We start from the raw sequence: 14,800 nt of genomic DNA on the forward strand, positions 1-14,800 counted from the left end.
GGGGATGCGAAGGGGGCCGGTCCCGGTTCGGGGCCGGCCCCCGCTCGTCGTCACGCCGACGTCAGCGCCCCCGGGGTCACCGACGGGCCCGGCACCCGGGGCGCCGGCTCCGGCATCGGCTCGCCCAGCAGCAGCGTCCGGACCACCCGCTCGGCGGCCCGCCCGTCCTCGAACTCGCAGAACCGGGCCCGGAAGTCCGCGCGCAGCCGCTCCGACTCCTCGTCCCGCCAGGCACCCGAGGCGAACAGCCAGGCCAGCTCCCGGTAGGAGTGCGCGACATGGCCCGGCGGCTCGGCGGTGATGTCGAGATAGCTGCCCCGGCTCGCCGTGAACGCGGGCCAGTCGTCGGCGTGCAGCACGATCGGCCGGTCCAGGTTGGCGTAGTCGAACATGACGGACGAGTAGTCCGTGACCAGCACGTCCGCCGCGAGCAGCACGTCCGCGAGCCGCGGCTCGTCGGTCGCGTCGACCACGATCCCGCGCCGGGCCAGCTCCGTGAGGCCCATGCCCCGCGCGGGGCCGCTCGCCAGCGTCGGGTGCAGCCGGACCACCAGCGTGTGCCCCTCGCCGAGGTCGGCCGCGAACCGGGCCAGGTCGATCCGCTCCACATGCCCGCCCCGGCGGTAGTCCCGGCGGGTCGGCGCGTACAGCACGACCCGGTGGTCCGCCGGGATGCCGTACCGCTCCCGGAAGTCGCCGGCACCGCCGCGCACCAGCACGTCGTTGCGGGGGCTGCCGGTGCGCGCCGACGCGAAGTGGCAGGGATAGGCCCGCTCCCAGACCAGCTCGGAGTGGCGGCTCGCGACCAGGCTGTGGTCCCAGCGGTCGGCCCGGCGCAGCATCTGCGGCACGTCGAAGCCGAGCCGGGCCCCCGGCTTGTCCAGCAGATCGGCGCCCACGTACTTCAGCGGGGTGCCCTGGTGCGTGTGGATGTACACGCTGCCGGGGCGTTTGGCCAGGGCGCCGGGCCAGTTGACGTCGTTGACGAAGAACTTCGCGCGCGCGGTGATCTCCAGACAGCGCCGGGAGCCGAGGATCACGTGCTCCACATCGGCCGGCAGCCCCGCGGCCGTCTCAGCGTCCCGCACCACCCACACCCCGCGCAGCCCGGGCGCGATCTCGCGGGCCGCCGCGTAGACGGCCGCCGGGTCGCCCAGCAGGCCCCGGTGCGAGGACGCCGAGTACACCACGAGGTTCTCGTCCAGCGGGCGGTGCGTGTGCAGGGCCGCCCAGCCGGACCGGGCCCGCGCGGCGGCCGCCCGGCGCGCCCGGTCCGCCCGCCGGGCCGCCTCCCGCCCGGCCCGCACCGTCTGCCGCCGCAGCCGGTAGGCCGTCCAGGAGCCCTCCAGCACGGCGACCTCGCCGTCCACCAGGGCGTCCTCCGGCCGGTGCCGGCGGAACATCTCCGCCGTGCGCCGGAAGAACTCGGCCTTGTCGGCGGGCGGCAGCCGGTCCGGCTTGGCCAGGATGTCCAGGCAGTGCTCGCCCATCTTGCGGTGCAGATACGGCCGCCAGCCCGCCAGCTCCGGCCGCTCGGCCACGAAGGCGAAGACCCGCTCGTACTGGTCGTGGATGTCGAAGTGCTTACGGCTGGTGGTGGACAGGATGTTGCCCTGCCGGCGCTGCCGGTAGTTCAGGCAGATCCGGTCCAGGGCGGCGATCCGGCGGGCGCTGAGCAGCACCGGGAACGTCCAGGGGGTGTCCTCGTAGTAGCCGGGCGGGAACGCGAAGCCGTTCTCCGTGACGAAGTCCCGCCGGTAGACCTTGTTCCAGACCACCATCAGCAGATCGAGGATCCGCGGATACTCCGAGACGGCGAACGTGCCCGGCCCGGCCTCCGCCAGGACCTGCGCGAGGACGTTGCGCCGGGTGCCGCCCCACCAGTACGTGCGCGCGTAGTCGAAGACGAGCACGTCCGGGTCGTCGGCCTCCCTGAGCCGGTCGGCGACGGCCCGCAGCGCGCCCGGGGTGAGCGTGTCGTCGCTGTCCAGGAAGAGCAGGTAGTCGCCGGTGGCCAGGGGCATGCCCGCGTTGCGGGCCCGGCCGAGGCCCACGTTCTCCGGCAGGTGCAGCACCTTCACGCGCGGGTCGCGCCCGGCGTACTCGTCCAGGATCGCGCCGCAGCCGTCCGGGGAGCAGTCGTCCACGGCGATCAGCTCGAAGTCGCCGAAGGACTGCCGGAGCACCGAGTCCAGGCACTCGCGCAGAAAGCCCTGCACCTTGAAACAGGGCACGATCAGACTGAAGCGGGGCACGGCGGGTCAGCTCCTCACGAGGGTCGCGGCGGCGGGGGCGGGGATGCGTTCCGCGAGCGGGATCACGGGCGGGACCGCCTCCGGCGGCTGGCCGAGCAGCACCCGCCGTACCACCCGCTCGGCCGCCTGCCCGTCGTCGAACTGGCAGAACCGCTCCCGGAACGCGGCCCGCAGCGCCCCGGACTCGCGGCCCGCGTACGAGCCGTCGCGGAAGACGGCGGCCAGCTCCTCCGGGGTCCGGGCGACCGGTCCGGGCGGCTCGGCCATCAGGTCGAAGTAGACGCCCCGGGTCTCCCGGTAGACGTCCCAGTCGTCGGCGTACACGACGATCGGCCGGTCCAGGTTGGCGTAGTCGAACATGATGGACGAGTAGTCCGTGACCAGCGCGTCCGCGGCCAGGCACACGTCCTCGGCGGAGCGGTGCGCGGTCACGTCGATGATCCGGTCCGAGCCCGAGCAGCGGCCCCGGTCGTAGAAGTAGTGGGCGCGCAGCAGCACGACGACGTCCTCGCCGGCCGCCGCGCAGAACGCCTCCAGGTCCAGGCCGGGCGCGAAGCCGGTGTGGTGGTCGCGGTGGGTCGGCGCGTACAGCACGGCCGTCCTGCCGTCCGGGACGCCCAGCTCCCGGCGGATGCGCACGACGTCCTCGGCGGTCGCCGTGTAGTAGACGTCGTTGCGCGGATAGCCGTACTCCAGATGCTCGTAGGAGCCGGGGAAGGCGCGCTCCCACATCTGCGTGGAGTGGCGGTTGGACGACAGGTTGAAGTCCCAGCGGTCCACCCGGCCCAGCAGCTTGGTGAAGCTGCCGGTCTGCGCGGCCACCACCGGGTACGTCGACTGGTCCACACCCATCGTCTTCAGCGGGGTGCCGTGCTGGGTCTGCAGATGCACGCTGCCGGGCCGCTTGACGACGCCCTCCGCGAAGTTCGCGTTGTTGATCAGGTACGTGGCGCGGGACAGCACGTCCCAGTAGCGGCGGGAGCCGATCACCGCGTACTCGACGTCCTTCGGCATCGTGTGTTCCTGGCCGGCCTCGACGAGGAACACCGACCGGATGTGCGGGGCGAGTTCGCGGGCCTTGGCATGGATCGCGGCCGGGTTGCAGGCGTAGCCGCGGCCCCAGTACGCGCAGTACACCGCGAGGTGGGGGTCGAGCGGGCGGCGCAGGTCACGGGCGTAGCGCAGCCGGGTGCGCAGCATGCGCGGGCGGGGCAGCCGCCGGGCGGCGCCGCCGGCCGCGTGGTTGGCGCCGCGCAGCGCCCGGAACGCGGCGTACGCGCCCGCCGCCAGCAGCCGGTGCTGCACGCCCAGGCTGCCCACCGGCACCCGGTGACCGGCCGGCCGGTGCCGTCGGTAGAGGCCGGCCGCGCGGCGGAAGAACGCCCGGTGCCCGGACGGCAGCCGCTCCGGCCGGGACGCCGTCTTCAGCACCACCGCGAACAGCTGGTCGAACAGCGGCCCGGTCCGCTCGGCCGGCAGGCCGCGCTCGGCCGCCCGCGTCAGCACCCGCTCCACCTGGTCCAGCAGCGCGTGCTGGTGCGGCCCGGGCAGATTGAGCCGGCTGCCCTGGCGGCGCAGCCGGTGCCGTACGACCGTCCGGCGCAGCACCGCGATCCGCTCGGCGGCGACTCCGACCAGCCCGCCCCAGCCGAGATCGGCGAAGTGGCCGTCGGGGAAGGCGAGTCGGTGCTCGGTGAGGAAGGCGCGGCGGTAGGCGGCGCTCCACGCGGGCAGCTGGACGCCGGTCAGCGCGGGCAGGGCGTCCGGGGCGAAGGCGCCGTCCGGGGCCTGGGCGAGCAGCGGCGCGGCCGGGTTCGTCGGCTCGCCCTCCCACCACGGGGCGCGCTCGTGCTCGGCATACAGCACATCCACGCCGGCGGTCTCGGTGAGCCGGGCGTCCAGCGCCGCGAGCGCGCCCGGCAGCAGCAGGTCGTCGCCGTCCAGGAACAGCAGATAGGCGCCGGTCGCCGCGCGCATCCCGGCGTTGCGGGCCCCGCTCAGACCGGCGGACGGCGGCGAGTGGACGGGGGTCACCCGGGAGTCCCGCTCCGCGTACCCGGCGGCGACGGCGGCGGCCGGGGCGTCGGGGGCGTCGCAGACCGGGATCAGCTGGAGGTCGCCGAAGGACTGGCCGAGGACCGAGTCCAGCGCCTGGGACAGCCGGCCGGCGACCCCGTGGGAGGGGACGATGATGCTGAAGCGGGGCATGTGGTTCTTTCTGTCGTCTTGCGGACGCGGCCGGGCCGTCCCGCCGGACGCCAGGTGGACGGCCGGCTCGGGGTGGGCCGCGTCGAGCCGAGGGGCATGGGAACTCCCGGTAGGACCAACGGTGTTCAGCGGCTCTCGGTGACGGGGCGGGGGCCGCCGGGTTGCGGCACGGTGGCCAGCGGCGACCGTGCACAGGCCGACGGCACCGGATGCCGGTGCGCGAGCGGCACCACCGGCGGCAGCTCCGTCTCGCCCAGCACCACCCGTCGTACGACCCGCTCGGCGGCGCGCCCGTCGTCCCACGGGCAGAACCGCTCCCGGAACGCCGCCCGCAGCTGCGCCGAACGCGAGCCCCGCCAGTGCCCGGTGGCGAAGATGTCGATCAGCTCGTCCTCGCTGCGCGCCACCGCGCCCGGCGGGAACTCCCGCAGGTCGAAGTAGGCGCCACGGGCCGCCTCGTACGCCGCCCAGTCCTCGGTGTGCACCACGATCGGCCGGTCCAGGCCCGCGTAGTCGAACATCACCGGCGCGTAGTCGGTGAGCAACGCGTCCGAGGCGAGACACAGGGCGGCCAGGTCCGGGTGACCGGAGACGTCGACGATCCGGGTGCCCGCGGTGGGCGTGGGGGTGCGGGCCAGGATCAGGAAGCGGGGGCCCAGCCGGCGCACGATCCGCTCCAGGTCCAGCAGCGGGAGCTGGGTGCGCCGGTGGTCGCGGTGCGCGGGCGCGTACAGGATCGCGACCGATCCCTCCGGGACGCCCAGCGCGGAGCGCAGCCGGGCCACGTCCGCCGTGGTCGCCCGCTGGAGGACGTCGTTGCGGGGCAGCCCGTACTCCAGCGTGGTGTAGCGGCCCGGGTGGACCCGCTCCCGGATCAGGGTGGTGTGCCGGTTGCCGGACAGGACGTAGTCCCACTGGCCGGCCTCCCGCAGCAGCTCCGCGAAGTCCGTGCCCCGGGCCGCCGCCGGGCGCTCCTGCAGATCGAGGCCCGCGTGCCCCAGCGGGGTGCCCTGGCGGGTCTGCACGAAGACCTGCCCGGGCCGCTTCCGCAGCCGCCCCTCGAAGCCGGCGTCGCTGACCAGGTAGCGGGAGCGGGCCAGCGCCGTCCAGTAGGCGGCCGTGCCGGGCGTCAGCGGGCGCGGGCCCGGCGGCACCGCGTGCTCCTGCCCGCGCCGGGCGACCCAGGCCGTCACCGTCCGCGGGGCGTACGTCCGGAACGCCTCCTCCAGCGCGGCCGGATCGCCATAGCCCTCCCGCGCGGCGAACACCGCCCGGTCGGAGCGCAGCGGCAGCCGCAGCTGGAGACGGTAGTGCAGCTGGAGCGCGGCCGTGCGCAGCGCGCGGGCCAGCTTCACCGCGGACTTCAGCGCGCGCCGGCGGACGGCCGAGACGAGCTGGAGCGTCCGGTACGTGCGGTGCAGCCCGAAGCGGACCAGGGTGTGCCGCAGCCTGAGGCGCGTCCCCGGCACGTGGTGGCGGCGGCAGCGCGTACGGGCCTGGCGCAGGAACTCGGCCCGGGTGCCGCGCGGCAGCCGGCCCCGCATGCGGTACACGTTCGCGTAGTGGTCGATCATCCGCCGGAACAACTCCGGCCGCCACCGGGCCAGTTCGGGCCGCTCGTCGACGTACGCGAACACCCGGTCGTACTGCTCGAAGAGATCGAAGTGCCGGCGGCTGGTGCTGCCGAGGATGCTGCCCTGCAGGCGCTGCCGGTAGTGCACGCACACCCGGTCCAGGGTGGCGATCGTGTCGGCCGTCAGCAGCACCGGGAAGGTCCAGGGGGTGTCCTCGTAGTAGCCCGGCGGGAACGCGAACGCGTGCGCCTGGACGAACTCCCGCCGGTACGCCTTGTTCCAGGCCACCATCAGCACACGCAGCAGCCCCGGCCGGTCCTCCAGCCGGAACGGCGCCGGGCCCTGCTCGGTGAGCTGGGCGGCGAGCCGGTTGCGCACCTCGCGGCCGTCCCAGTAGGTGCGGGCGTAGTCGAAGACCAGCACGTCCGGGTCACCGGTCTCCTTCAGCCGGTCGGCGACGGCCCGCAGCGCGTCCGGGGTGAGCGTGTCGTCGCTGTCCAGGAACACCAGGTAGTCGCCGGTCGCCTCGGCCATGCCCGCGTTCCGGGCGCGGCCGAGACCCTGGTTCTCGGGAAGGTGCACGGGCTTCACGCGCGCGTCCCGGGCCGCGTACTCGTCGATGAGCGCGCCGCAGGCGTCGGGCGAGCAGTCGTCCACGGCGATCAGTTCCAGGTCGGGGTACGACTGCGAGAGCACCGAGTCCAGGCACTCGGAGAGATACGCCTGGACCTTGTACGCGGGGACAATGACACTGAACCTGGGCAAGGGGCATCCATGGGTCGGTCGGCGCGGGCGTTCTGCCCGGCAACGGCCGATGGGGTGACTTGGTTACGGACCCCTACGGCATTCGGGGGATGCCCGGTGAACGGGAAGGGGCGGGCCGTTGACGGCCCGCCCCCCGAAACCCGCTTCTCGCGTGGCTACTTGACCGCGCCCGCCATCACCCCGGACACGAACTGCTTCTGGAACGCGAAGAACACGGCCAGCGGGATCACCATGGAGATGAACGCGCCGGGCGCCAGGACGTCGATGTTGTTGCCGAACTGCCGTACCTGCGTCTGCAGGGCGACCGTGATCGGCTGCGTGCCCGACTTGGTGAACACCAGGGCGACCAGCATGTCGTTCCACACCCACAGGAACTGGAAGATGCCGAGACTCGCGATCGCCGGCCCGCCCAGCGGCATCACCACCCGTGCGAACAGCCGGAGTTCACCGGCACCGTCCAGGCGGGCCGCCTCCAGCAGCTCCCGCGGGATCTCCGCGAAGAAGTTCCGCAGCAGGAACACCGCGAACGGCAGACCGAAGCCGGTGTGGAACAGGATCACCCCGAGGATCGTCCCGAACAGCCCGATGTTTCCGAACAGTTCGGCGATCGGGATCAGCGCCACCTGCACGGGCACCACCAGCAGGCTCACCACGCCGAGGAACCACCAGTCCCGGCCCGGGAACTCCATCCACGCGAACGCGTACCCGGCCAGCGCCCCGATCACGACGACCAGGACGGTCGCCGGGACCGTGATCAGCACCGTGTTCACCAGGGAGTTGGTGATGTCGGAGTTCTCCAGCAGCTTCTGGTAGCTGTCCACGGTGAGCTGGGACGGCTTGGAGAACACCGTCCACCAGCCGCCCGCGCTCATGTCCTGGGGCGAGCGCAGCGAGGAGACGAGCAGGCCGATCGTCGGCACCAGCCAGAACAGGCCCACGACGATCAGGAGCACGCGGACCAGTCCGCCGCCCAGCTTCTCGGCGAGCCGGGAGCCGACCGACTGCCTGACCCCGGCCGTCCGGGCCGGCTCGGCCTTCCCGATGCTTCCGGCGGTCGCCGTCATCGCCGCACCTCCCGCCGCAGCCTGCGGATGTTGAACAGCATCACCGGGATCACCAGGAGCAGCAGGAACACCGAGATCGCGCTCGCGATGCCCGGCCGGCCCTCCGCGAAGCCCTTGCGGTACAGCTCCAGCGCGAGGACGTTCGCGTCGTCCTGGGACGAGCCCGGCGCGATGATGAACACCAGGTCGAACACCTTCAGCACGTTGATCATCAGCGTGACGACGACCACCGCCAGCACCGGGGCCAGCAGCGGCACGGTGACCTTCCGGAACACCTGCCACTCGGTGGCGCCGTCCACCCGCGCCGCCTCCAGCAGCTCCCGGGGCACACCCGCGAGCCCGGCCGCGATCAGCACCATCGCGAAGCCCGCCCACATCCACACGTACGCCCCGATGATCGCCGGGGTGACCAGCGCCGGACCGAGCCACTCGACCCCGTTGTACGGCTCCTTGAAGTTGCTCGCGGGCAGCCTGAGACGGGCCCCGTCGGCCGCGGCGGGCAGCGTGAACGTGCCGTCGCCGGCCGCCTTCGCCGAGGCGACCACCCTGCCGTCCTTCACCGCCTCGATCCGCATCCCGGCGTAGCCCACCTCGGACGGATCGGGCGCGCCGAGCCTGCCGACGCCCCTGCCGCGGGTGAAGTCCTGCCAGGTGGTGCCGGTGACCTTCCCCGGCTCCGGCCGCGCGGCGACGGCCTTCTTCGCACCGTCCGGCAACTGGTCCGGGGCGACGCCGACGAGGGGGAGGGTGACGGGCTGGCCGGCGCGCACGGCCGCCCTGGTGATGAACCCTCCCTCGTCCGGCTGGAGGGGCGAGTCGCGGCCCGGGTGCGCCTTCGGGAACGCGGACGACTGCGCGAACGTGTCGTGCACGCCCACCCACACCGCGTTCGCGACCCCCTTGTCCGGGTCCTGGTCGTACACCAGCCGGAAGATGATCCCGGCGGCCAGCATCGAGATCGCCATCGGCATGAAGACGACCAGTTTGAACGCCGTTCCCCAGCGGACCCGTTCGGTCAGCACCGCGAAGACCAGACCGAGGGCCGTGGAGACGGTCGGCGCGAACACCACCCAGATGACGTTGTTCTTCAGGGCGGTCCGGATGCCGTCGTCGGTGAAGAGGGTCCTGTAGTTGTCGACGCCGGCGAAGGAGTCACCGGAGGAGTCGTAGAAGCTGCGGACGACCGAGTACCCGATCGGGTAGACCACGAGCGCGCCGAGCAGCACCAGGGCGGGCAGCAGGAACAGCGCTGCCACGGTCCTGCGGGTGCCGGTCACGCTCTTGCGACTGCGGGGCGCGGCGGGGCCCGGTGGAGCCCCGGCCGCCGCTGCCGACGCCATGGCCGGATCAGCCCCCGTTCCCGTACGCCGCCGCCGCGTCCTTCTCCAGCTTCGCCTGCGCGCCCGCGACGTCCTTCGGGTTCTTCAGGAAGTCCTGGAGGTCCTTCCACTCGCCCTTGCCGGGCGTGCCGCCGAAGGCCTGCGGGGCCTGGTCGGACATGTCGAAGCGGAAGTCGTCGCCGGAAGCGATCAGGGCCTTGGCGATCTTCTGCTGCACCTCGTTCGGGTACGCCGACACCGGCACGTTCTTGTTCGGGGAGAGGTAGCCGCCGAGCTTCGCCTGGATCGTCGCCGCGTCCGGGGAGGCGAGGAAGGTCGCCAGGGCCTGCGCCGCCTTGGAGTCCTTCAGGACCACGGCCGCGTCACCGCCGGAGACCACCGGCGCGGCCGAGCCGACCGCCGGGAACGGGAACACCTTCGCGTCCGTGCCCACCTTCGCCTTGGTCTCACCGATGTTGACCTGCACGAAGTCGCCCTCGTAGACCATCGCGGACTTCGGCTGGTCGCCGCCGGTGAAGGTCTGGGTGACCGACTGCGGGAACTCCGTCTGCAGCGCGCCGCCCTGGCCGCCGGCCAGGTAGTCCTTCTTGCCCCAGATCTGGGCGAGGGTGGTCAGCGCCTGCTTCACCGACGGATCGGTCCACTTGATCTTGTGCTGGGCGAGCTGGTCGTACTTCTCCGGCCCCGCCTGGGACAGGTACACGTTCTCGAACCAGTCCGTCAGCGGCCAGCCGTCCGCGCCGGCCACCGAGAACGGCGTGACCCCGGAGTCGTACACCGCCCGCGAGGCGGTCAGCAGGTCCTGCCAGGTCTTCGGCTCCTGGGCGCCCGCGTTCTCGAAGACCTTGGCGTTGTACCAGATCAGCGACTTGTTGGCGGCCTTGTAGTAGACGCCGTACTGCTTGCCGTCGACCTTGCCGATGTCCTGCCAGCCCTGCGTGTAGTTCTTCGCCAGCTCCTTCTGGCCCTCCGGCCCGGTCGGCTTGGCCCAGCCCTTCTGCACGGCCTGCCTGATCGCGCCGGGCTGCGGCAGCAGCGCGACGTCCGGCGGCTGGCCGCCCGCGATCTTCGAACCGAGGAAGTTGATGATCGGGTCCTGCGCGGGCACGAAGGTGACCTTCGCGCCGGTGCGCTTCTCGAACTCGGCGAGGACCTTCTTGAAGTTGGCCTGTTCGGCGCCGGTCCAGACGGCGGCCACCTCCAACTGCGCGCCGTCCAGCTTCGGCAGGGTGACGGTGGAACCGGTGGCCGGGCCGCTCTTCTCCCCGCCGCCCTTCTTGTCGTTGTCGCTGCTGGAGCAGGCGGTGAGCGCGAGGGCTCCCGCGAGCAGTGCGGCGAGTGTGGTGGCGGCCCTGTCTGTCCGGAACGTGCTGCTCTTGCTGCGCATCACTTCCCCGTTCGTCGTTCTCCGTTGAGCGTCGTTGAACGTCAGAACTCTGTCCCGTGCGGTCCGGTGTACGCCGGGCCGCTGAGGGCGGGCAAGAGCGCCTGCGGTGTCGACCGGCGCATCGTGACCGGCTCGTGACCGGGGGTGTATGCGTACCGGTTTCCGGCGACCGGGGGCACGGCCGGATCGTCCGGGGGACGGCAGGTTCACCTGGAGGAGGGACGGGACCGAGGGGGACGGGTGCCGGGAGGGGACGGCTGGAGGAGGGACGGCCGGCGGGCGGCGCGCTAGAGGAGGGACGGCACCTCTGCCGCCGAGACCTGCCGGGCCGCCCGCTCCACCGCGCTCGCCAGCAGGGCCAGGTCGGTCGGGCCGTTGCCCAGCTCCCGCACGGGCCGGCGGGCCGGCGGGTCGCCCATGCGCTGCCAGTCCAGCGGGACGACCGTGGGCCGCTGGGTCGCGGTGCGCGGGATACGGCCGGTCACCCGGCCGCCCTGGAAGCCCACGGTCCGCCCGTCCGCGTACGCCAGCGCGCCCCGGCCCGGCGCCGGCTGGTCCGGCCCCGGCTGCGGAGCGTCCAGCGCGACCCGCAGGGCGGCCCGGCGCGCCGGCTCCGACTCCGCCGTACGACCGCCGGCCCCGGCCGCCGCCACCAGGTGCACACCGAGCCGCTCGCCGTCCCGGGCCACCGCCTCCAGCGCGCGTATCACCGAGCCGGCGGCGGGCCGGCCCGGCGAGCCGAGCGGCGGGGAGACCAGCGTGTCCAGGTCGTCGACGACCACCACCAGCCGGGGCAGCGGCGGCGCCGCCCCGGCACGCTGCCGGGCCGCGGCGCCCGGCCGCAGCCGCAGGGTGGAGCTGGGCGGCGCTTCTATGTCACCGGAGGAGGAGGCACCGGAGGCCGAGGGGGTGCGCTGGGCGACGATCCGGCCGGACACCTCGTGCCCCGCGTGCCACTGCGCGAAGTCCGTCCGGCCCAGCAGCTCCGCCCGGCGCTTGAGCTCGGCGGCCAGTGACTGGGCGAACTCCCGCATGCGCACCGGGTCGTTGGCGATCAGGTGCGTGGTCGCGTGCGGTATGTCCGTGCAGACCCGCAGGCCCTCACCGCGCCCGGCGCCCGCACCGACCCCGTCCCGGCCGTCGAGCAGCACCAGGGCCAGCCGGTCCGGCCGCTCCGCGGCGGCCAGCGAGGCGACCACGGCCCGCAGCAGCTCGGTACGGCCGCTGCCGGCCGGCCCTTCGACCAGCAGATGCGGTCCGTCGGCCACGAGGTCGACGGTGACCGGCCCGCGCGGCCCGGCACCCAGCACCGCGCGCGCCCGCCCGCCCAGCGACTCCCTGTCGTCCGCCGCGTCCGCCCAGCGCGCCATCAGCGACGCAGGGGTGGCCCGGGCCAGCCCCAACTCGTCCAGCAGCCGCGCCGACTGCGGCAGCGGCGCCGCCACGCGCGCGTACGGCTCACCGGCCGGGCCGTCCGGGCGCAGCGGCGCCAGCGCCCGCGCGAACCGCTCGGCCCAGGCGGCGGAGACGGCGTCCACGGCGGCGAGCGCGCCGGGGCCGACGGGACCGCTCGGCGCGACCCGCAGCAGCTGCAGCGCGCCGGCGACATCCCCGCTGAGCAGCGCGACGGCACCGCAGTGCCGGAACGTCGGCGTCACCGCGCACGCGTCCTCGTACGTCCGCGTCGGCGCGTCGGTCGAGGCGGTCCCGGTCTCGGCGAGACACACCACGTGGATCCCGGCCCGCGGCCCGGCCACGGCCAGCCGGGCGAGAGAGTCCCGCAGCGCCGTCCCGCCGGGATCACCGTCCACGACGACGACCGTGAAGGGCCCGGCGTGGCCGCCGGTGATAGCACCGACGTCTTCCCTGGCCCAGGAGGGACGGCGGGTGGGGGCCTGTATGGCGGCGGTGGTGCCGGTGGCGTATCCGGTGCTGTCGGCGGGGCCGGGAGGGGGGAGGGGCACGGAAGGGGTGCTCGGGGCGGGCACGCCGGGCGTGGCGGACGGCGCGGGGTCCGTGCCGCGTGCCGCGGCGGGGTGGGCCGTGGTCCGGCCCGTCGCCGCGAGGTCGTCCACCCGGCGCAGGAGTTCCTCCGTGCGGGCCGCCGCCTGTTCCCGGTCGTAGGCCAGCAGCAGACGGCAGTCCTGGCCGTGCCCCGGCCGGACATGCGGCAGCCAGCCCAGCCAGGCCCACTCGGCCGTACGGTCCGCCACCGGCCGCGCGCGGTCCGCGCTGATCAGCACGATCTCCAGCAGGTCGGGGGAGTGCAGCGCGGCGAGCTGGGCGAGCACCGCGCGGGCCAGCCCGGACAGCCGGGGGCGCGGACCGGCCAGGCCCAGTGCGCCCGCCTCACGCAGCGCGGCGGTCATCGGCACGGCCGGCAGCAGGCCCGAGCCGTCCGGTGCGCTCCGGTCGGCCGTGCCGAGCCGCACGGTCAGCGCCTCGGGGTGTCCGGGCCCGCGCTCCCACAGCCGGGGTCCGGGACCCAGCGCGGTCAGCAGCAGGGCGGCCGGGTCCGGCCAGGTCTCCGGCTGCCGCGGGACGCCGGCCGCCGGGGCGCCGCCGGCCCGGGGGACCGTACGGTCGTACGACTCGGGGCCGGCCGGCTGTTCCCCGCGCCCGCCGGCCAGCCGGCGCGCCCAGGCCCCGAGCCCGCGCCGACGGGTGCCCTGCGGGGCGTCGGTGCCCCTGACCGGGGTGCCCTTGCGCCCGCCCGTCTCCTCGGCGTACGGGGCGTCGTACGCGGCTTCGGGCATCCCGCCCGGCCCGCCGACGCCGAAGCGTCCCGCGTGGGTGTCCCCGCCGGACGCCGTACCGCCCCGGCTCTCCACACTCGGCGCCCCGGCCTGCCCCGGCACCACCGGGGACTGCCCGCGCCGGTGCTCCTGGGCCCCCGCGCCGGCACCGGAGGAACCCCAGCCGGCGGAGTCGTAGGAGTCGTAGGCGTGATGCGCGCCGCCGGAGGAGCCATAGGGACCGCCACCGGCCGCACCGCCCGGCGCCCGCAGCTCGCCCCGGCTCCCCGCACCGGTCGAGGAAGCCCTCGCACCGGCGGAGGAGGCCCCCGCACCATCACCAGGCCACCCCGGGCCCGCCGAAGGCGCCGCCACGCCGGCGGAACCCCCCGCGCCGGTGCCCACGGCGACCCGTACGCATCCCTCTCCGTCGGCCACCGTCGCGACCCGCATTCCGGGCCCCCCGGACGGCGTGACCCGCAGGGCGGATTCGCCGATCCGCAGCAGGCCTCCGGAGGGGACCCGTATCGGCCGGTCCGTCACCCGCACGCCGTCCAGCGACGTGCCGTTCGTGGAGCCGAGGTCGGCGACCGAGACCCGGCCGTCCGCGCCGACGGTGACCGCGCAGTGCAGGCGGGAGACGTCAGGGTCGTCCAGCGGGACGTCGGCGTCGGCGGAGCGGCCCACGGTGATCCGGCCGCCGTGCAGCAGATGGACCCCGCCCGCGTCCGGACCCGCGACCACGTGCAGCTGGGTCGGGGCGTCGTCCAGCTCGGGATGCGGCTCGGGGGCCGCCGGGGCGCCCAGGGACAGCACCGCGCCGTCGACCAGCGGCGGTTCGCCGAGCGTGCTGCGGCGGGGGTCGAGCCGCTCCGTGCCCGCGTACAGCACCACGGACGCGCCGCCCGCCTCCCGTCCCGCGCCCACCTCGCCGGTGACCGCCCCGGCCAGCGCCGACGCGACCGCGGCCAGCTCCGTGCCCGCGGGCGCCGTGACCAGCACGTCGCGGCTCGCGGCGCGGCCCCGCTGCGGGGACGGACCGAGCGGGTCTACGACGGTCAGCCGGATCTGCATCGGCGTCAGCGGTCCCTTCTGCGCGGGTCTGCGCGGGCGCGGACTTCCCCCCGCCCCGCGCCAACACGTCGGCCAGTAGCCGCCGGAGCCGTCCCAGCGGGCTGCTGAGGGCATCCTCGCACCTGCCACTGACAACGCGCCCGGGACCCGGGCACAAGTGATCTTGATTGGTCGGCTCTGCCCCCAAAAGTGCCTGACCAGTACCCCACCGGCGATCAGTTGAGATCGGTCACGTCCGGTCCCGGCAACCGGGAGACCGGGACACGCGTCTTCCCGTCGAACTCCCCGAACACGTTCGGAACATGCCCCGAACATGCTCGGGAACGCGTACGTAGTGCTCTGGAGCACGGCACTACAGTGGGTCGGAACATCTGAATGCAGCCAAGCAACCAACAGCA

General features: G+C 74.3%; 7 protein-coding genes. All 7 read right to left on the reverse strand.

Annotated features, from left to right (window positions below):
- Positions 1-50: 50 nt before the first annotated feature.
- On the reverse strand, positions 51-2,255 hold the full coding sequence (locus ABZ937_RS09125; RefSeq protein WP_361687873.1) for a CDP-glycerol glycerophosphotransferase family protein: 2,205 nt from the start codon (positions 2,253-2,255) through the stop codon (positions 51-53).
- A 6-nt stretch (positions 2,256-2,261) separates the two neighbouring features.
- Positions 2,262-4,463, reverse strand: coding sequence for a CDP-glycerol glycerophosphotransferase family protein (locus tag ABZ937_RS09130; protein ID WP_361687876.1), 2,202 nt, complete (start codon positions 4,461-4,463; stop codon positions 2,262-2,264).
- Between the two features lie 125 nt (positions 4,464-4,588).
- Positions 4,589-6,802, reverse strand: a complete 2,214-nt coding sequence (locus tag ABZ937_RS09135) for a bifunctional glycosyltransferase family 2 protein/CDP-glycerol:glycerophosphate glycerophosphotransferase (protein ID WP_361687879.1) — start codon at positions 6,800-6,802, stop codon at positions 4,589-4,591.
- Positions 6,803-6,957: 155 nt separating this feature from the next.
- Entirely contained in the window at positions 6,958-7,866 is a 909-nt protein-coding gene (locus ABZ937_RS09140) for a carbohydrate ABC transporter permease (protein WP_361687882.1), read from the reverse strand.
- Positions 7,863-9,143 (reverse strand): sugar ABC transporter permease, encoded by a 1,281-nt coding sequence (locus ABZ937_RS09145; protein ID WP_361688576.1) that lies wholly within the window; start codon positions 9,141-9,143, stop codon positions 7,863-7,865. The genes ABZ937_RS09140 and ABZ937_RS09145 overlap by 4 nt, the downstream gene beginning before the upstream one ends.
- A 70-nt stretch (positions 9,144-9,213) precedes the next feature.
- A complete protein-coding gene (locus tag ABZ937_RS09150; protein ID WP_361687885.1) occupies positions 9,214-10,593 on the reverse strand; it encodes an ABC transporter substrate-binding protein in 1,380 nt (459 codons plus the stop codon).
- 287 nt (positions 10,594-10,880) lie between these two features.
- A complete protein-coding gene (locus ABZ937_RS09155; protein ID WP_361688579.1) occupies positions 10,881-14,402 on the reverse strand; it encodes an FHA domain-containing protein in 3,522 nt (1,173 codons plus the stop codon).
- Positions 14,403-14,800 lie beyond the last annotated feature (398 nt).

The sequence above is a fragment of the Streptomyces sp. NPDC046727 genome (assembly GCF_040645635.1).
Lineage (GTDB): Bacteria > Actinomycetota > Actinomycetes > Streptomycetales > Streptomycetaceae > Streptomyces.